The following is a 17,193-nucleotide window of genomic DNA, read 5'->3' as shown; positions in this document are numbered from 1 at the left end:
TCACTACCGGGACGACCTGGACGTGCTCGAGTACCGTGCAGCCCGTCAAGGCGCACGCCGCGAGAGCGGAGCGAATCACTGCAGCGTCGGCGCCGGCGCACCTGCCGTCGGTGCGGGCGGTGGTGGCAACGTGGCACCGTCAGCAGCGGTAGGCGTATAGCCGCCAATCGGCGGCGGTTGGACGGACTTGTCAGTTGCGCCGCGGCCTGACGACACATGCTTGCCGAGGAACGTCAGACCAGCAGCGATCGCTACCACATAGCCGTTCGGATCGGTCTTGCCGAGCAAAACAAGCGCGCCCCACGCGGTATAGAGCAGAACCGCGCCGAGGAAGAAGAAGACGTTCATTGCTACCTCCAAATGAAAGCGGCCGCACACGGCGGCCAGTTGGGAAAACAACCGCGCCGACGTCAACTGTCGAGCGCGCTCAGGTTGTGCGTGTTGATGATCGAAGTGATTTTCGCGGCGTAGTTCGGGTCGGTTGCATACCCCGCCGCCGCGACCGCGCACGCGAATGCGTCGCCGCTCTGGCACGAGAACGCTGCCGAGTAGCGTGGGTTCTTCTGCAGGAATGAAGCTCGGTCCTGCAAGCTAGCGAGCCAACTGGAATACACGCGCCACGCTGCGGTGACTGTTGTCGGCTTGCCGCCGACATATTCGGTAGTCGGCAACATCACCGTGGGACCGGTCCAGCTCGCATCAGCTTTCACGCCAAAGAGGTTGAAGTACTGCGTCGCAAGCTGCGATTTCGCCCACCCGGATTCGAGCGCAGCCTGCGCAACCGTGAAGCTCGCGGGGATGCGTGTGGTCGATGCCAGCTCACGCGCGGGCGCCGACAGCGCATTGATGAAGTCGACAGGCGTCATTGCGGCCTCCTGCTCTTCGGAAACAGTCGGTCGCGAATCTGCAGCACGAGCAACACGATGGTGAACACGCCTACCCACCACGAAATATCGTGTCCATTGAGGCACGTCCAGATGCTGACGGCAGCTCCGCCCGGAATAGCGATCGGCGCCGTCGTGCTTGATACGGCATTCGTCGCGCTGGCGATTAGGTCCTTGATCATGTATGCCCCGAAAAAGAAAAACCGCCTCAAGGGCGGTTGGCGTTTGCTGCTGATGTAAAAAAGCCGCCCTAAGGCGGCTATCTGCGGTATTGCGAATCTTCAGTTCGGCACGTCGAACACATACCGGCGATGCATGCTCCCCACCGGGACAATCGCGCCGGCGCGTGCCCCGCACTTGGCGCCGACCAGATGCACAACATCATCGACCCACACCACTCCAGGTCTCGTCGTCGCGTGCGCCCCAGTCAGGCTCGCCACTCGCCCCTTCATGAACGTCACGGAGCCCGCGCGCGATGCAGCCTGTGCACCGGTTAGCGCCGCCGTGGTGCTGGCGCGCCCGAATGCGAAGCTGACGGCATTGGAGGCCGGTGCGCTGGCACTGCTTGCAAAATTGAAACTGACCGCGTTACTGGCGGGTGGGCTATAGGTCATGGATCACCCCGGCTGGATCTGGTCGAAGATCATCGCCTGATAGGTCGACGGATCGAACGCCGCCACGAACACCTGATCGCTGCCGTTGGCGTAACACATGATGCGGTAGCTGCCATCCGAAGCTGTTGTCGCACTTCCCAGCAGCGCGCCCGTGACCTGGTCGTACGCCCGCACTGTCAGACCGGCCGTCGCCACGCCCTGCACAGTCACGACTCCTGACACGTACTTCGACGCCAGCAGGTTGCTGTCCGCGATGACCTCTGCGAACACCTTGGCGACGCCAGATCGGGACGGCCCGAGGCCGCCGATCACTTCCGCGAAGGATTTGACGACGGCAGATTCTGCTGGCCCCAGGGCGCCGATGACCTCGGCAAAGGATTTGACGACGGAAGACTGGCTGGTCGCCATCTCAGTCCCCGAAGCCGATCTGCATACTGTTGATGGTGGCCGCCGTCAGCGCAGCGCCGGTCGCGTCCGCCGTGAACAGGGTCGAGACTTCGGTCGCCGTGGCGGTGAGCACACTGCTCGCCCCCGACTGGATGCTCTGCGTCTGGATTTTCGGGGTAAGGCTGTGCGCACCATCACCTGCTGGGTTGCTGGCGAGTGCCGTGACCAGCACGCCGTCCACCATGCCCGGCGAGTACGAGACGCCGCCGGTCGTGTACAGGTCGGTATGCCCCGTGCCCGTATCCGTGAGCGTCCCGCTGGCGCCCCATGCCTGCGCCGCGATGCTGTAGTTACTGCCACTCGACGGCGTGAACTGCGTGCTACTCCCTGCGCCCGCCGGGTTCAGCGTCGTGATGCGTTTCGGGCCGCGCGGGAAGGTGTTGAACGTCGAGCCGGTGTTGTCCCACACTTGAACGTCGTCGTATTGCACAGTGTATGTATTACCGGAGTTGGTCGCGCCATATGCGCCAAAGCCAATGGTGCCTAACAACGTAACGCCGCTCACCCATGTCTGAAGCCCCGACGCGTTGGCGACTACGACGCCATCCACGTATAGCTGAAAGCTTCCAGACGTCGCTGAGAACACGAACGAGGCTTCGATGTAGTGCCAATTGCCGTCGTTAATGGCTTTGCCGGTAGTGACTAACGCCGTCTGATTAGCCGGGTTATATATCGTTATCAGGCCGCTGGCGTTATCCCCGATTAATGTTGCAAATCCGTTTGACGAATTGGGCAGAACTAGCCCACCGTCACGGGAAATAGTACCGGAGTAGCCAAAGGAGCCGCCAATAGTGCACTTTCGCCAAAAACCAATGCATAGGGTATTAGATAAGGATAGGCCCGCGATTTGGTTCGTGCGTAAGAACCCCGCAGTGTTATATGCGCCAGGCATCTGAAGGGCTTGCGTGCCAAACGGTCCAGCGGCCGCCACAAGGGTAGGAACCGGCGCTGTCTGCTCTGCACCAACCGCCCCCCAGCGCGAAGCCTGCATATTGGCAAGACTGCCGTAAGGGTCGAAGCCTTCAGCGAAGAGAAGGGCCATTCGCGACTCCAGAATAGTTGACCGCATCGGACGGTCGCACATAAAGCAGCAGGCGGCCGACAACGATCAGGCCACCGGCAAGTGCGAACCCCCCGAGGATGTCGACGAGGTAGTGAGCCCCGCAGTAGAGGGCTGTAAAAGAAACGGCTGCGTTCACGGCGACAGAGATAGGGAATATGCCCCGAATGCCTCTGACGGCGTACACGAACAGGACCGCCCCGGCCGCATGCATTGACGGCATTGACACAAGCCCCTGATGCTGCGACAGATCGATCAGCCGCAGGCCATTCCGCAGCGGATAAAATAGTGACCAAGGAGAGGCGTCGCCTTGCGCAACCAATCCGAAATGAAACATCGGGTTCGTCGCCGGATAGTATGCAGAGACCACGATAGCGATAGCCGTGGCAGCGTAGAACAGCGCGAGGAACTCGCCAAGAGCAGCCATGCGTCGCGTCCAGAGCAGGAACATCGCCGTCAGCACGATCTCTACCCCCCACAGCAAGTAGACACATTGGGACAGATGCGCCGCGCCATCGTGCGAGGCATACCAGCGCGCCAGGTCGGGCCACGAGAATCCCAGCGCGGCATCTGCGCGTATCAGTGCGTCATCCACCAGCGGCGCGCTGTGCGCAACGGCGATAGCTTGAAAAATGCTAGCGGCTACGACAAATGCCCCGATATAGGCGAGCGTGCCGAGCGCGGCACCCCATGCATTTGGGCTTAGCCACCCGCGCAAATGCCGGTACCGCTGGGCCCGTCCAGCACAGTGCACCACGGCACACGCAAGAGCCACGCCGATCAGGACACGCGAAGATCCCCATGCGATGGCGAACCCTGCGGCGCGCATACCGACCACATCGGCCATAACGAGTGCCAGAAATATCGCTGCCGACACAACAAAGGCCCGCTGCACATCAATCATTGCATCCTCCCCTATTTCTAACCGGCAAACTATACATGCACTCAGTCGATCTCCACCAGCGCCTGACCCTGACCATCGGCGGGCACGATCAGGGTCATGTCAGCATTGTTGATGGACTGTGCGGCGAAGGCGTAGACCCCGACCGCGCGGTTGCCCTGGCTAGCGTTGTAGACCAGCGCGCAGTCAAACGGCGAGGCGATTGTGATGGCCGGGAAAACGATGTTGGCCGTGGGCGTCGTGACGGCAGAGCTTCCGCCCGATAGCGCAGGGGCGACGAACGTCACGGGGACGCCCCCTGCCGTGTAGCCGCTCCCGCTGACCTCGCCGGCCGTCGTATAGGCCGTCGTCCCTGCGCCCATGCCCTGATTCTGCGTGTAGAGCGCGGCCTTGAAGGTGTCGGCGGTGCGGAAGTCGGAATTGAAGGCGTGAAAGCCCTTCAGCAGCTCGATCTTGAAACTGTTGCAGATGGCCGTGGCGTTAGCTGTCATGGTTCACCTTATGGGCGCGTGCCGGCGAACGTGAAGGCGATGCCCGCGAGCGTCGAATCGGGTGTCGCCTGACCGGTCAGCGTGAACATGCCGCCGGCCGACACGGCGACCGCCGACGTGATGGCCACCGTACCGACCGTCGCGCCGGCCGCCCAGCTGATCGTGCCGACCGCCGAGCCGTTGTAGTTGAGTGTGAGCGTATAGGCCGCCGTGGCCGCGACATTCGCGACCGCCGCGCCCGATGCGCCAGCGGGCAACGTCCAGGAGCGGGGCGAACAGAAGCCCCATGCCGACTCGTTGCCGAGTACCTGCTTTTCCAGATAGCCACCGACGTCGTAGGCCGTGCCGGTCGCGAGCGCGCTCGGTGCGTAACTGCGCACGTCGGTGTAGCTCGTAACGCCGCTCGCGTTGGTCACGACGCTGTAAAGCGGGATCGCCCCTGCCGGAAAGCCGGTCGTGGCCACGCCGACTGCGCCGGTCGTCGCATTGGCATAGACGTAATTCGTGGTGCTGGCTGTCAGCGTCACGGTGCCATTCGAAAAGGACTGTGCGCCGCTGGTCGATGTATAGAAACATCCGCCGTAATAGCCCCACGTCAGGCCGCTGGTCGCCGAAGCGTGACGCCCCCAGATCATGGCGGGCGACGCGGCGTCGAAGTTGGCATTGACGAGGACTTCCTTCGTCGCCTGCGTCGAGCTGATCTGGTCGATAAGTGTCGTGCTGTTGGACATGGGATTACCTGGTGAACGTAACGGAGGCGGTACCGCCGGCCACGCCGTAGTCGCCGATCTGGCTCACAGTTGCGGTGATGCTCTGCCCACTCGAGAAACCATCGTTGGCGGCCATCGCGGACGTGTAGATGAAATACGGCTGGTTCTGGCCCGAGCCATAGTTGAACGGTGGCAGCGTCTGGCTTGCCGGGTTGGCCGCGTAGGCCTGCGGCGTGCCGCCGTTCCACATCACACCCGCACTGGTCAGGACGTAGGAATTCTTCTGCACGCCTGACGAGTTGAAAATGTTGATGCGGTAGGATTCCTGCGACCAGTCGAGCGGCACGTCGGCTCCGTCCAGCCACTGGTAGTTGATGCGCGCCTTGCGGAACCAGCGCAGCATGAACGAGCTTGCCGGACTGAGCACAGGCTGCACTGTCAGCAGGTGCGGAGAGAGCGGCGCGAGGCGGGCGTTTGCTGGTTGCGCGCTGACGGCCGAGCCCGGCGTGCTGCCCATCAGGTTGTTCAGGTACGGCTCAAACCACAGCGTCTGGCCGATGTCCGACAGGTTGACGCTGATCGGATATAGGTTCGCGCTGTTGAGCAGCACAAAATACTCGCCGAATGCGTGCGTCGACTTCGCTGCCTCGGTGCCGATCTGGCCGCGCAGCAGGCCGCTCAGCGTCCACTGGTTGGCGCTGATCTGCGTCGCATTGCGGAAGAAAATGATTTCGCCGCCGAGGTATGCGACGTTCGCGCCGTTCAGGAAACTCGCATAGCTGACCGACGAAAGTTCCGCGTCCTGATTGAATAGCTGGATCGTGACCTGATTGAGCTCGTCCGGGATGTTGCCGCTGAACGTGCCGAGCACGGTCGACGCCTGACCGATCACCGCGGCCTGCAGCGCCTGCGCCATCTGCGTGAAGTTCACGTCGTCGCGGCTCACGTCCACGATCGCGCCGGGCCAGTTGTTCGAGAAGCCACAGGCAGCCAGATACAGGCCCGGCGTCGTGGCGTCCTGCGCACGCAGCGGCGGAATGTCCATGATCTCGAGGACGGTGGGCCCGCTGTAGGGCACCTTCTGGACGGGCACGCCCTGCGCGACCGCCGCCTGCACGGTGGACTGCGTGCCCGGATTCGGATAGATCTGCGGCACCGTGAAATCGGCGTTGAAGGTGCAGACGCCCTTGCCGTCGGCCTGAACCTTCGTGATGCGCACCGGCACGCTCGCGCCCGACTGCTGCTGCAGCAGCACGGTATCACCCGGCTCGAGCTGCAGCCACTTGTAAGTCGTGGCAAACGTGAAGCTGCGCCGCTTGCTCCACCGCTCCCACAGCATCGCCTCGGCGCGCGCGCGCGCGTCGTTGTCGGCCAGCACGATCGGCACCGACACCGTTTCGTCGAGGTTCGACATCGTGTTGCTGTTGAACGCCCGCTGCGTGAGGGTCTGGTAGTCCGTCGATGACGAGAGATAGCTGACCGTCTCGCTGCGCGGCAGCTCAAATTCCTGTGTGACCGTCTCGGAAATCGGGTTCTGCTGCTGCGTGCTGCCCGGGTTCGCGTCTGCTCCTAGATCATCCCAGGGGATCGTAATGGTCGGCGTCGCGCCCCGGCGCACGAATTTCAGCATCCCATCACTGTCGCTCACGTCGATGAAGTAGGCCGAAAGTAGCGGCTTGAGAATGTCGCGCGGGCTGCTGTTGCTGGTGCTCGCGAAGCCGATCACCGTGTCGGTCATCTGGCTCACGTCGATCTGCGACGCTTGCAGGTTGGCCTGCTCGCATACGGACGTGATGATCGCGCCGGTCGTACTCGAGGCGATGGACGTGAACGGCAGGATCTCGACCTGCGCGTTGCCTGTGGCAGTGTTGCCGGCAATGACGACCATGTTCTCCTGCACGCTCATGATCTGCGCGCCGACCCAGACGGCCGGTGCCTTGAACGGCTGCTCGATCCACGACGCCCCGTTGAACATCCACACGTTGCTGTACTGGTCCACCACGTAGACCTGCGTGTCGGCGTTGGCCACGCCGATCCCGACACCCGGCGCGACGCCGTGGTCGGCAATAAGGTCGCCACTGAGGTCCATCTGGATCAGGTGCCCATTATTGTCCAGCCCCCACACCGAGGTCGACGTAGCACCGAGGTAGCGCGTGATGTAGGTGGTCTGGTACGGGATCTGGTTCTGGCCGATCCAGTTTCCTCTGGAGCTGCCGGCAAACCACGAGGACGCGTAGACGATGCCGTTCGCGACCAGCGCGGCGCCCTGGCCGAACGCCAGCATGCCCCAGCTCGGCCCCGCGTTGTCGACGTAGGTGCCGTCTGGCCCGTACAGCGTGCCCACGTCGATCAGGATGCGCCCCTGGCCGTCCTGGTCGTAGGTCTGGAAGTTGTCGCCCAGGGTGTTCAGCCCGATGCTCCGGGTGCCCACGCGGCTGAACGTCGTGCCGTACGGCCCGAGTGTGAATCCAGCCCACTGGCCGATGATGGTGGGACCGGATGCGTATGACTGCATGACCTGGCCGACGACCGACCCGCCCGGGATGATGGACGTGGCTACCCAGCCACCGTCGCCGGTTCCGGAGAGCGGCGGATTGGCCGCAGTGGCCGTGATGGTGGAGCTGACATTGGCGGCGCCGTGGCCCTGCACCTCGAAGGTCAGCGAGGGCATGTAGTTGCCCCACTGCTGCAGGTTCAACTCATTGAACACCACATAGGCCATCCCGCGATAGGCCGGCGTGCTCGCCCCGGTGTAAGACTCCATCAGCGGGTCGGGCATCTGGTTCTCGTCGCCGTAATACAACGTCCAGCCCGTGACCATCGACGAGGAGCCCGAGAGCGACTGCCAGTCGGACGGGTTGCTGACGTCATAGATCAACTGGCCGTTGGCCCAGATGCGTGTGATGCCGGTGATTGGACCTTCGCACAGCGACACGGCAAACGACAGTGTGGTGTAGGGCTGCCCCTGCTTGCCGCCGCCCTTGCCGCCGCTGGATCCGTGGCTGTGCGGCGTTCCGATCCAGATCACGTTGCCCGCGATCCGATAGCGCCCCCACACCTGCGGAATGTATTTGCCGTAAGCACTGTCCTGCACGCGCACGTCGGACGGACTCGGCCCCTTCTGCGGAGACAGGAGGCTGCCGAGCAGTTCGCCGCCGATCATGCCCGCCTCGATCGCCCAGGTCGCGCCACCCGTGAAAAAGCCGCCGACGGCCGCGCCGACGATGCCCAGCGCAAGGCCTACTGACTGACCCATCAGGCCACCCCAGGGAAGGCACGGAAGCAGGCGATCCTGCGCCGCCACCGCTCGTCGATGCGGTGTTCGCAGACGACGCGGTTGATCGCAAACGCATGGATGATGTGATCAGGCGACGTCAGGATCGCCACATGCATCGGCTCAGCCGCCCACTGAAAGACCACGATGTCGCCAGCGTCAGGCTCGCCAGTAACCGGCTCGGTCTGCGCCTCGATCCCCGGCATGAGCGTTCCGTCCGGTCGACGGCTGTAATCGCTCACGGGTTGATGCGGCACGCCCAGCGCGGCGGCGACGCCGAACACGAGGCCCACGCAGTCGACGCTCAGACCCTTGACGCGCCCCTGGTGCCGGTATTTCGTGCCGAGCCACGTGCGGGCTTCTGCGACGATCTGTTCGCGTGTGATGGTCATGGGTGGATCAGCTAAGCGGTGCAAGGATGACATCGGGACCGGGGATATAAGGCTCACCGCGGAAATTCACCACATTGTTCCAGCGCGCGACGCACGTGCCGATCTGCCTGTCGCATCCGGCCGTGATCACGTACTGGTCGCCGGCGGAAATGGGAAACGGCGTCGGCAGCGACAGCGTCACGACGCCGGGTGAAAACGTCCTGACGTTGAAGCTGTATCCAGCGTTCGCGCCGCTCGTCCATCGCACGGTGCCGAAGCTGAAATAACCCTGCGCGTAATTGAAATTGATGAATATCTCATTGCCGGCGTTGTTGCTGTTGAACGTGTAGGTCGCGCTGCCGTCCGCGTTCGGTGTCACCGAATACTGCAGATTTCCCGGCGAGCCGCCTGTCTGCCCGTAGGTCTGTTTCCCGCCGTCCACCACCGATACGGAGGACGCCCACGAACCGCTCGGCGGCACGACGATGATCTGGTACGGCGACGCGGTTGGAATCGTGTAGCCGATCGTGTCGATGTATTCGCTGACCGGTCCGGTCTGCGTAAGCGACGGATCGCTCCACACCATTCCCGCCGTCGTGACCGATGCCACCATGCCGCTCGCGGTCGGTGGCGTGAGCTTGCAGCGGCTGTCACCGAAGAGCGCGCGGCAGCTCGGCGAGTACATCTGCGAAATGGTCTGCTGCAGCGTTTGCGCCAGGCCGCGCAGCTCCACCTTCCATCCTCCGTTCAGGATGGTGAACTGCCCCAGGTTGCCGGCTGTCAGGTTGACCTGGCCCATTGTCAGGTCGGCATAGTTCACACCGAAGATCAGGACCGCTGCGTTATCCCACAACCCGGCTTCGATGTCGGCCTGCGTCACGGCACCGCCGCTGTCCAGAAACAGGGCATTGATCTCAAGATTCGCCGTGGACAGATCGTCGGCCGCCTCGACGGCCGATGGCGAATAGCCGCCGCGGCTTTGATACGTGAAGCCGTTGTAGACGATGTCGGCGTCGTGGTCGGTAAAGCCGAACGCCGTGCCGTCCTTACGCGTGATCTGCGCACAGGTGGCGAACGTCAGCACGTCCGACGCCAGCCATGTCGCCATCGCCTGGCTGATGTTCCGACTCATACGCGGATTTCGATGATGGGCACGGAGTCCCAGGTGACGATCAGATCGCCTGACGGGCCGCTCCGGTCCAGGATCTGTTTCTGCATCTGGTCGGTGTCAAAGCGCACGGGCACATCGAACTGGCCGGTCCATGTCAGCGATTCATTCGGCTGCGGATAGAGCTGCGCCGTGCCGCCCGTCAGCGTATCGCCGGTCGTCGCAGCAGAGACGGTCACGGTCGTTCCGTTGATCGCAGTGATCGCGACGCTCTTTCCATTCAGCACACCGCCAGCGTCGCCTGTGATCCCCGAAAACGAAAGCTGCTTGCCCACCGTCCACGCCGCAGGAACAGACGGCACCATGAAACTCGTCGTCGCGCCTGCGCTCCAGGCGGAACAGGTCGCCGCGCTGTCCGCGACGAACGTCACGAGGCCCGTCGTCGAGTCGATCGAGACGTTCCCGGCAGAGCCGCCCGCGATCGCCGCGACGCCCCCGCGCTGGATGGCGACCAGACCATAGACAGGCTTGCGAATCAATCGCTGGTTGGAGAGCGCCCCGGCCACGTAATTCTTGGCCATCTGCCAGACGCCCGGCGTCGTGGTCTGGATCAGCACGCCCGCGCCCGCGTCCAGATAATCCGTCCAGTCCTTGATGCGGAAGCCGTTCGCCTTGCCCTGCGCGGCTCGGAAGAACGCATCGAGCGCCGCGGTGTCGATCGCGTTCATCGCACGCCGGCCGACTTCGAACTGCAGCCGCGACTGCGTCCATGCTGGCGTGCGTTGCTCGCGGCCGCTGTACACAGTCGCCACCACCGTGCTGAACGTCGGGCCAACCGTCGCGCCGAACGCGATGTTGTCGGGAAAACGCGGAGATTCGAGAAAGGTCATCCGTTCCTCGCCATCGCAATGCGCGCCTGACGCATGATCGACATCGCCTGCTGGTTGGCCGTCTGCTGCGTCGAGCCGGGCGGCACAGAAATGTTCATGTTGAAGGTGCTGCCGGCGGACCCCGATGACGAGGTCGCAGGCGTCCGGTCAGGTGCGTTCGTGAGCGCATAGTGCGGGACGATGCTGCCGCTCACACCGGGGACAAACAGTTCCGGCCCCTGCTCGCCGACGTAGTACGGACTGCCGCCCGAGACGTCGCCGCCGCCGGCCACCGCCGACGCTGCCGCCATCGCCGCGTCGCTAAACGCCGAACTGCCGCCCAAACCGAAAAGGGTCGACATGCCGTCGCCGATACCTGCGCCGCTTGCGACGGCGTCCGCGCTGCCGGCGACGCCGGTCGCAGTGAATCCAAACATGCCCGCCATATCGCCGCCGCCCAGGCTGCCGAGAAGACCGCCAAGCGCATCGCCGGCGCCCCCCGATCCGCTGCCGCCCGATCCGACCATCGTGCCGACGGTCATGCTGGCGACGGTCGCGGTCGCGGCGGTCAATGTCGACGTGCTCTGGATCGCCGACTGCAGCTCGGCGACGTTCATCGGGCCGCCCATCGTGCCGAATCCCTTGGTGAGATTCATCAGGTTGCCGAGCGAGTCGCCCGGCAGCGCGCTCGCGACATTGGCGGCGGCGCCCGTGTTCTTCGAGAAAAATCCGGACAGGGCGCCGAGCATGCTCGAGCCATTGCTGAACAGGCCCGAAATGCCGTTCTGCACGATCTTCCGGGTAATGTCGGTTTCGATCGTCTGCGAGAGGCTCTGCAGGTTGATCTTTCCGGTCGTCACGAACTTCGTGACCGCGTCTTCGATGCTTTTCGTGGCGCCCTCGAATGCCTGCTGCGCCGAGCGCGCGGAGTTCGCTGACATGTCCACGTAATCCTGCATGGCCGTGGCGACGCCGTTCGTCCAGTCGGCCTGCTTCTCCTTCAGATCGGTGTAGTACTGGTCGTATAGCTGCAGCGACTGCTGCAGGCCAGCCTGGATTTTTGCGAGGTCGTCCTGGTAATCCTTGCTCCCCAGCAGATCCGCAGGCGTGGATTTCGTCAGTTCTTCGGCCTGCCGGTTGTACTCGCCATAGATGCCCTTCACCGCCTGCGCGCGCTGCTGCGCTTCGGTGCCCATGCCGTAGGCGTCCAGTTGCCGCGAATACTGCCCGCGCTGGTTGGTCTGGTACGCGTCGATCGCACTACCGATCTGTCCGGAGCGCTCGTGCAGCTTCTGGATTTCCTCGCGCTGCTGGATCTGTTTCTCAAGCTGCACGTTCTGCTGGAGCATCACGCGCAACTCGTCCTGATGCGCGACGAGGCTCTTTTGCGCATCGGTGAGCGTTTTGCCTTTCCAGTCGCTGATCTGCTGGTTGAACTTCACGAGCTCCTGCTCGGCGCCGGAGAGCTTCTGATCCGTGTCGAGCTGCGCCTGCAATGTCGCATGCTGATCGCTCAACTGCTGCATTTTCGCCGTGGCAGCGTCGTCGTGATACGCAGGCGCCTTCGGCGTCTTCGGATCTTTGTAGCGGTTGTCGGCGTCGGCGATCAGCCTGTCGCGCTGTGAGGCGAACTGTGCGTCAAGTTGCGGCGTGTATGTGCCGGCCTGCTTCGCGAGCGCGATGCGCTGCGTGTACTGGTCATTCAGCGACTTCTCGGCCTTTGTGCGCTTCTCGGCGTTGGAGGCGCCCTGCTCGAGCGCCTTGTTCACCGTCTGCTGCATCTGGTCGAGCGACGCCGCGGCGCTCTTCGCCCGGTTCTGCTGGTCCGTCGCGGCCTGTTGCGCCTGCATCTGCTTTTCGAGCGCGGCGATCTGGTCCTGGATCGCCTTCGAGTTGATGCCGAGCGGGTTGGGACCGTCCGCGCGGGTGTCGGCCAGTTGGGACTTCAGCGCAGCCAGCTGGTCGGTCGAGGTCGAGTTGCCCGTCATCGCCCGGCCGATCCGGCCGACGTCATCGAGGAACCCATGCCACATCCGGCTCATGAGGCCGACCTGCGTCGAGGTGCCCGACTGCATCGTCTGCAGTTCCTGGTCGTACAGGATGCGGAGTGCCGTGACGTGGTCGCCCGCCTCGTCGACCGCCTTGATGTGGTCGAGCGTCGCCTGCGACATGTCGTGGTGCGACTTCTGCCAGTCCTCGGCCGCCTTCTGGACGTTATCCGACTGCGCGATGACCTTTTCGAGCGCCTTGTCGAACCCTTCCTCGGTCTGCTTCGCCATGTCCATCGCGATGATGGTGACGGTCTGCAGATCCTGCCCGAGCACGCGGCCGGAGGCGACCGTGGCGTCGATGTTCGACTGCGCGGTGCCGAACGAGGTGCCGGTCTGCGTGGCGATCGTCTGCGCGAGCTGCGCCGCCGATTCGCGCGTGACGCCGGCCCAGTCGTTCGTCAGCTTCAGCGACGCGTTGAACTTGTCGACCTCGGCCTGCACCGAGTTCAGCGCCGTATAGACACCCACTGCCACCACGGCCAGCGCGGCCAGCGCGATGTTCGTCGGCGTGATGTACTTCGTGAGGTCCATCCGCTCGGCGAGCACCATCATCGAGCCGCCGAGCCGCGAGAAATTCCCCTGCGACAGCTCGTGCGCCATCACCAGCAGCTCACGGCGGGTGCCGGTCGAGCTGTGACCGAGTCCGGCCATGGCCTGCTCGGCCGCCTTGATCTGGTTGATGTACGGCGTGGCCGCGGCAGAGACGCCCAGCATCGATGCCTGCATCTGCAGCATCTCGGAGCGCGTCTTGCCGGCCTGTTCAGCCTGCTTCGCGAGCGACTGGATAAACGAGTTGACCGAGCGCGTCGAGGCGGTGCTGCTGTTGGCCGTCGCCTCCTTGATCGCCTGCTGCGCGGTAGTGACGCGCGCAGCCAGCGCATCCTGCGACACCGCGAACGCCTGCGCCGATGTCTTTGCTTTGGCGAGTTCGGCCATATAGCCGTTCGCGTCTGCTCCGATCCGGACAACGGTGTCATTAGCCACGCTTCAGTTCCTCGATCTTTGCGTTGATGGTTTGAATCACCGCTTCCCCTGCTGCGTCCCGCACCGCCAGGTAGCCGGGCCGCAGAAACGGCTGCGCGCCCATCTTCGACGTGCCGTACTCGAGAAAACGCCCGTAGTAGGCGTCCTTCGACCACGTCACGAGGTACATCGCGAGACTGCCCGGCACCGACAGCTCCTTGTCGTATGCAATCAGGAGCGAGTCGCGCAGGAAGCCGGGCGGATGCTGCTTGTTGCCGCGCTCGTATGTGCTGTCACCGACCGGCGCGCGCGCGCGGATCTCGGCGAGCAGAACGCGCGCACCGGCCACCGCCGCCTGCCGCAGCACCGACTCGCTCTGCACCTCTTCGAGCCGGCTGATCGCCGCGGTGAGCGCTTCCGGGTTCTCGATCGTGACGGACTTAGCCATTGCGACGCGGGAAAAGCATGCGGTCGATCATTGCGGAATGCGCCTCAGGGTCGTCAAGCAGGAGCGGCTCGGCCGTCTCCGCGTCGCGGTGATGATCGTTCCATGGGATGAAGTCCAGCGCGTCGAATGGCTCGCGCCGCACCTTCGTGTTCCGGTTCACGTTCGCGAGCATCGACGCGATCACGCCCGCGCGCAGATCGTCGTAGTGGCTCCCGAATGGCTCGACCTGGCTGAAGGCGATCCACTCGGTGAATTCAGCGCTCGAAATCTCGCGCTGCGCCTGTGCTACTGATTTTCCGAGGTGAGCGGCGAGCCGGAACCAGAAGCGCCGCTCAGGGCGGCGCCGGAGTTTTTTGCCGCATCCTCGACGGCCTTCGGCCCGATCGCGTTGAGCGCGAGCGACACGTCGACGAGGCGCGCCACTACGATTGCACTCTTTTTCATGAGAGCGTCCAGATCATCGGCCGCGAAGATCGGCGCGCCGGTATCGTCGACGACGGTGGCGACGAGCAGCGCCGCGGAGAATCGGGCATTCGACGGCTTTTCGCCGACGGTCGCATAGAACGCATCGCGCTCCAGGCCGCTCATGGCCTTGACGCCGACGGCGCCGCCCCATTCCGGCACTTCGACGGTCTGGATCACCGCATCGGATGCGGCGAGAATCTGGTCTTTGGTAAGCATCGTGTCTCTCGTGGATTCAGTTCAGGAAAGGACCGCGTCGCGCGATTAAGCGTCGGTCACGTCGCCAGTGATGCGCAGCGTGACGCTCGTCGACTGCAGGAGCTTGTCGACACCACCTTCGAGCGGCGACGCCTTGCAGTAGGCGTTGAAAGTGCGCGTCCTGCCGCTCGGCAGCGTCAGCAGGTAGGTCTCCATCGAGGCGCTGCGCTTCGAGGCGTCGAGCGCCTGCTGACCCGGATCGGAGAAATCGCGGTTCATATCGATCTGCACGTTGCCCCAATCCTGGAGGCCGATGCGGAATTCCTTTGCGACCGAATCCAGATCGGTCGCGTCGAGCTCGGCGGCCTGGCCGTCGAAACCCTTGAAGCTGATCAGGTTCTTGATCTTCGTCCACTGCACGGGCGTCGCGGTGCCGCCCGAGACCCACGCCGGGCCACCCGTGGTGTCGACGTCAACAGCGAACGTGTTCGCCGTGGCGTTCTTGACAACGCACGTCAGGCCGTTCAGGACCGTGTTCCCGGTGAGCGCGCCGAACGACACGACGCTACCGTTCGTGAGACCATGCGCCGTTGCCTTGACGATAGTCGGAAAGCCGGTAACGAGACCGGTGATCGTGACCGCCGCGCCGGTGCCGGTGCTGATCTGGAGCGTGGAACCTTGCGCGCTGATTGCGGAGCTGGTCATTTTCACACCTCATATGTGATGGCCCGCACAATGCCGGCCGAAAGGGAATTTCAGGGGTTGAACCAGATCGAAAAATCGATCCGTGATCCGTAAAGTTTGGTGTCCGGCTCGTAGGTGCTCACGGGCGCACCGAGCGACGTCGCGAGGATCGGTTCCGGACAGAGCGCGCCAATTGCGGCGTTGATCATCGCGACCGCTTCCAGTCGCGTCGTCGCCCAGGCGTTCACCTGGACACGTGCGTTCTGGAGAGCGACCACGTCGTCGAGCTGGTTGACGCTCTGACCGCCAACCGCCTGATATGTGAACCACGGCCGCGCTGCGTTCGCCGGCGCGACGTCCGGATAGACGCCGCCTTGGCCGAGCGCCGTCAGCGCGTTGTAGAGAATCTGCTCAGCACTATTAGCCATCGCTCAGCCCTTCTTCGGCGAGGATGGAAACGACCCGGTTGCGCTCGTCTTCATTCATCGCCGCATGGATGTCGAAGATCCGCGAACCGTAGACGATACGCATTGCAGCGACCACCTTCGGGACCTGCAACTCGGACCGGTAACGCACCGTGATCGTGTGCGTGACGCTCGACTGCACGGCCTGCGCCGCGATGAGCTCGCGGCCGGTCAGCGCGTCGATTTCGCCCCACACGGTGAACGCATCGACCCAGGTCGTGCTCTGCTGACCGAGCGTGTCCTGTGTCGTCTGGCGAGTCTGGAACGTGAGGCGCCGACGCAGGTTGCCACTGCGCACCACGAAACCATTCACGATGCCCACGTCAGAACTCCCACGTCATGTAGGCGTCGAGCAGCCGGTCGACATACGGCAGTGCGTCGATCTTGCCGCGCGTCATGATCGCGACTTCCTCGCGATTCTCGTAGAGCGTCGCGAGCCGGATCTTCATCCACGCCTTGAAGCCTTCCGGGATCACGCCGATGAACGACTGGCCGCTGCCGGCATCGGTCAGCGTGACGCCCTGCAACTGATAGACGCCCGGCGAGACGACAGCCGACACGGTGTAATCGGTGTTCGGCTGCAATGGCGTGGGCAGCGCGCCAGTGACGTTGGAGAAGCGCACCGCGTCACCCACCGCGAGAGACTTCCACAGCGGCGCAGCGATCGTGTTGGCCGATGTGTCGGCCGTGAGCGCATCGGCGTAACCAGCGCGGAAATTGACCCACACCGCGGCGATCTGCGGCAGCGGAATAGGCCAGATTTGCCCGAATACCGGCGTGATGCGTACCGGGTCGGATGCATAGTCGACCGTATAGTTGGCTTCGGGCATCGTCTGCACGTCACCGGCCATGTCGAGATACTGGATCGACTCGACGCACAGCACTGGGTTGCGCTCGAGGTAGATCGCGTGCCCCGGCAGCGTCAGCGCGCGACCGTATGGGATGCCGATCAGCGACGGACCCGGAAAGCTGTCGAGCACCTGCTTGAAACGCGCTGCGACCATCTGCTTGTGCGTCAGGCCTTCGGCATAGTCGCGCGTCGCCGAAATCAGCGCGCCGATGAGCACATCGTCGTCGTCGATGTCGACGCGCGCCTGCAGCTTCGCCTCGTCGAGGGTGATCGGCTCGGCGCGGGGTGCGGTGAGGACTTGAATGGGCATGGTCTATCGGGCGGCCCGAGCCGCCCGGTTGCCG

Annotated in this window: 21 protein-coding genes; all 21 read right to left on the bottom strand. The window is 63.8% G+C overall.

The annotated features are described in order from the left end of the window. Positions 1-75 precede the first annotated feature (75 nt). Positions 76-348 carry a hypothetical protein gene (locus tag HWY30_RS07160; protein ID WP_090806957.1) on the bottom strand — a complete coding sequence of 91 codons (273 nt, stop codon included), beginning with the start codon at positions 346-348 and terminating at the stop codon, positions 76-78. A 62-nt stretch (positions 349-410) separates the two neighbouring features. After that, complete coding sequence (locus tag HWY30_RS07155; protein WP_090806959.1) at positions 411-866, bottom strand: glycoside hydrolase family 73 protein; 456 nt, start codon at positions 864-866, stop codon at positions 411-413. Next, a complete protein-coding gene (locus HWY30_RS07150) occupies positions 863-1,066 on the bottom strand; it encodes a hypothetical protein (protein ID WP_090806961.1) in 204 nt (67 codons plus the stop codon). The genes HWY30_RS07155 and HWY30_RS07150 overlap by 4 nt, the downstream gene beginning before the upstream one ends. Positions 1,067-1,165: 99 nt before the next feature. Next, positions 1,166-1,498, bottom strand: coding sequence for a hypothetical protein (locus tag HWY30_RS07145; protein WP_090806963.1), 333 nt, complete (start codon positions 1,496-1,498; stop codon positions 1,166-1,168). A 3-nt stretch (positions 1,499-1,501) separates the two neighbouring features. Beyond that, complete coding sequence (locus HWY30_RS07140) at positions 1,502-1,906, bottom strand: hypothetical protein (RefSeq protein ID WP_090806965.1); 405 nt, start codon at positions 1,904-1,906, stop codon at positions 1,502-1,504. 1 nt (position 1,907) lies between these two features. Continuing rightward, positions 1,908-2,987 carry a LamG-like jellyroll fold domain-containing protein gene (locus HWY30_RS07135; protein ID WP_167368706.1) on the bottom strand — a complete coding sequence of 360 codons (1,080 nt, stop codon included), beginning with the start codon at positions 2,985-2,987 and terminating at the stop codon, positions 1,908-1,910. After that, complete coding sequence (locus HWY30_RS07130) at positions 2,968-3,909, bottom strand: phosphatase PAP2 family protein (RefSeq protein WP_090806970.1); 942 nt, start codon at positions 3,907-3,909, stop codon at positions 2,968-2,970. Before HWY30_RS07130 ends, HWY30_RS07135 begins: the two co-directional genes overlap by 20 nt. A gap of 41 nt (positions 3,910-3,950) precedes the next feature. Beyond that, the gene (locus tag HWY30_RS07125) at positions 3,951-4,397 is read right to left on the bottom strand and encodes a hypothetical protein (RefSeq protein WP_090806972.1); all 447 of its coding nucleotides are present in this window, start codon (positions 4,395-4,397) and stop codon (positions 3,951-3,953) included. 8 nt (positions 4,398-4,405) lie between these two features. Then, positions 4,406-5,128 (bottom strand): hypothetical protein, encoded by a 723-nt coding sequence (locus HWY30_RS07120; RefSeq protein WP_090806974.1) that lies wholly within the window; start codon positions 5,126-5,128, stop codon positions 4,406-4,408. Positions 5,129-5,132: 4 nt separating this feature from the next. Next, the gene (locus HWY30_RS07115; protein ID WP_090806976.1) at positions 5,133-8,363 is read right to left on the bottom strand and encodes a phage tail protein; all 3,231 of its coding nucleotides are present in this window, start codon (positions 8,361-8,363) and stop codon (positions 5,133-5,135) included. Continuing rightward, a complete protein-coding gene (locus tag HWY30_RS07110) occupies positions 8,363-8,773 on the bottom strand; it encodes an NlpC/P60 family protein (RefSeq protein WP_090806978.1) in 411 nt (136 codons plus the stop codon). The genes HWY30_RS07115 and HWY30_RS07110 overlap by 1 nt, the downstream gene beginning before the upstream one ends. 7 nt (positions 8,774-8,780) lie before the next feature. Next, positions 8,781-9,884 (bottom strand): DUF2163 domain-containing protein, encoded by a 1,104-nt coding sequence (locus tag HWY30_RS07105; protein WP_090806980.1) that lies wholly within the window; start codon positions 9,882-9,884, stop codon positions 8,781-8,783. Then, entirely contained in the window at positions 9,881-10,750 is an 870-nt protein-coding gene (locus HWY30_RS41475) for a DUF2460 domain-containing protein (RefSeq protein ID WP_090806982.1), read from the bottom strand. Before HWY30_RS41475 ends, HWY30_RS07105 begins: the two co-directional genes overlap by 4 nt. Next, positions 10,747-13,764 (bottom strand): phage tail tape measure protein, encoded by a 3,018-nt coding sequence (locus HWY30_RS07090; RefSeq protein WP_090806984.1) that lies wholly within the window; start codon positions 13,762-13,764, stop codon positions 10,747-10,749. The genes HWY30_RS41475 and HWY30_RS07090 overlap by 4 nt, the downstream gene beginning before the upstream one ends. Continuing rightward, positions 13,757-14,191, bottom strand: a complete 435-nt coding sequence (locus HWY30_RS07085) for an HK97-gp10 family putative phage morphogenesis protein (RefSeq protein ID WP_090806986.1) — start codon at positions 14,189-14,191, stop codon at positions 13,757-13,759. The genes HWY30_RS07090 and HWY30_RS07085 overlap by 8 nt, the downstream gene beginning before the upstream one ends. After that, positions 14,184-14,432, bottom strand: coding sequence for a phage tail assembly protein T (locus HWY30_RS42890; RefSeq protein ID WP_425199362.1), 249 nt, complete (start codon positions 14,430-14,432; stop codon positions 14,184-14,186). Before HWY30_RS42890 ends, HWY30_RS07085 begins: the two co-directional genes overlap by 8 nt. A 44-nt stretch (positions 14,433-14,476) precedes the next feature. After that, entirely contained in the window at positions 14,477-14,833 is a 357-nt protein-coding gene (locus HWY30_RS07075) for a hypothetical protein (RefSeq protein WP_143037207.1), read from the bottom strand. A gap of 84 nt (positions 14,834-14,917) precedes the next feature. Beyond that, entirely contained in the window at positions 14,918-15,556 is a 639-nt protein-coding gene (locus HWY30_RS07070; protein WP_090806992.1) for a ubiquitin-activating E1 FCCH domain-containing protein, read from the bottom strand. Positions 15,557-15,606: 50 nt separating this feature from the next. Continuing rightward, entirely contained in the window at positions 15,607-15,963 is a 357-nt protein-coding gene (locus tag HWY30_RS07065) for a DUF3168 domain-containing protein (protein WP_090806994.1), read from the bottom strand. After that, positions 15,956-16,321 (bottom strand): phage head closure protein, encoded by a 366-nt coding sequence (locus HWY30_RS07060; RefSeq protein WP_090806996.1) that lies wholly within the window; start codon positions 16,319-16,321, stop codon positions 15,956-15,958. The genes HWY30_RS07065 and HWY30_RS07060 overlap by 8 nt, the downstream gene beginning before the upstream one ends. Before the next feature lies 1 nt (position 16,322). After that, positions 16,323-17,159 (bottom strand): head-tail connector protein, encoded by an 837-nt coding sequence (locus HWY30_RS07055; protein WP_090806998.1) that lies wholly within the window; start codon positions 17,157-17,159, stop codon positions 16,323-16,325. Positions 17,160-17,193 lie beyond the last annotated feature (34 nt).

Source organism: Paraburkholderia tuberum STM678, from assembly GCF_902833905.1.
Lineage (GTDB): Bacteria > Pseudomonadota > Gammaproteobacteria > Burkholderiales > Burkholderiaceae > Paraburkholderia > Paraburkholderia tuberum.
Note: the sequence above shows the minus strand (reverse complement) of the source record. Positions and strands in the feature narration are given on the sequence as shown.

Coding starts and splice junctions, on each gene's coding strand:
- HWY30_RS07065 (WP_090806994.1), bottom strand. CDS start 15,963: ATGGCTAATAGTGCTGAGCAGATTCTCTACAACGCGCTGACGGCGCTC.
- HWY30_RS07145 (WP_090806963.1), bottom strand. CDS start 1,498: ATGACCTATAGCCCACCCGCCAGTAACGCGGTCAGTTTCAATTTTGCA.
- HWY30_RS07160 (WP_090806957.1), bottom strand. CDS start 348: ATGAACGTCTTCTTCTTCCTCGGCGCGGTTCTGCTCTATACCGCGTGG.
- HWY30_RS07120 (WP_090806974.1), bottom strand. CDS start 5,128: ATGTCCAACAGCACGACACTTATCGACCAGATCAGCTCGACGCAGGCG.
- HWY30_RS07150 (WP_090806961.1), bottom strand. CDS start 1,066: ATGATCAAGGACCTAATCGCCAGCGCGACGAATGCCGTATCAAGCACG.
- HWY30_RS07140 (WP_090806965.1), bottom strand. CDS start 1,906: ATGGCGACCAGCCAGTCTTCCGTCGTCAAATCCTTTGCCGAGGTCATC.
- HWY30_RS07125 (WP_090806972.1), bottom strand. CDS start 4,397: ATGACAGCTAACGCCACGGCCATCTGCAACAGTTTCAAGATCGAGCTG.
- HWY30_RS07155 (WP_090806959.1), bottom strand. CDS start 866: ATGACGCCTGTCGACTTCATCAATGCGCTGTCGGCGCCCGCGCGTGAG.
- HWY30_RS07070 (WP_090806992.1), bottom strand. CDS start 15,556: ATGACCAGCTCCGCAATCAGCGCGCAAGGTTCCACGCTCCAGATCAGC.
- HWY30_RS07135 (WP_167368706.1), bottom strand. CDS start 2,987: ATGGCCCTTCTCTTCGCTGAAGGCTTCGACCCTTACGGCAGTCTTGCC.
- HWY30_RS07055 (WP_090806998.1), bottom strand. CDS start 17,159: ATGCCCATTCAAGTCCTCACCGCACCCCGCGCCGAGCCGATCACCCTC.
- HWY30_RS07085 (WP_090806986.1), bottom strand. CDS start 14,191: ATGGCTAAGTCCGTCACGATCGAGAACCCGGAAGCGCTCACCGCGGCG.
- HWY30_RS07105 (WP_090806980.1), bottom strand. CDS start 9,884: ATGAGTCGGAACATCAGCCAGGCGATGGCGACATGGCTGGCGTCGGAC.
- HWY30_RS41475 (WP_090806982.1), bottom strand. CDS start 10,750: ATGACCTTTCTCGAATCTCCGCGTTTTCCCGACAACATCGCGTTCGGC.
- HWY30_RS07130 (WP_090806970.1), bottom strand. CDS start 3,909: ATGATTGATGTGCAGCGGGCCTTTGTTGTGTCGGCAGCGATATTTCTG.
- HWY30_RS07110 (WP_090806978.1), bottom strand. CDS start 8,773: ATGACCATCACACGCGAACAGATCGTCGCAGAAGCCCGCACGTGGCTC.
- HWY30_RS07115 (WP_090806976.1), bottom strand. CDS start 8,363: ATGGGTCAGTCAGTAGGCCTTGCGCTGGGCATCGTCGGCGCGGCCGTC.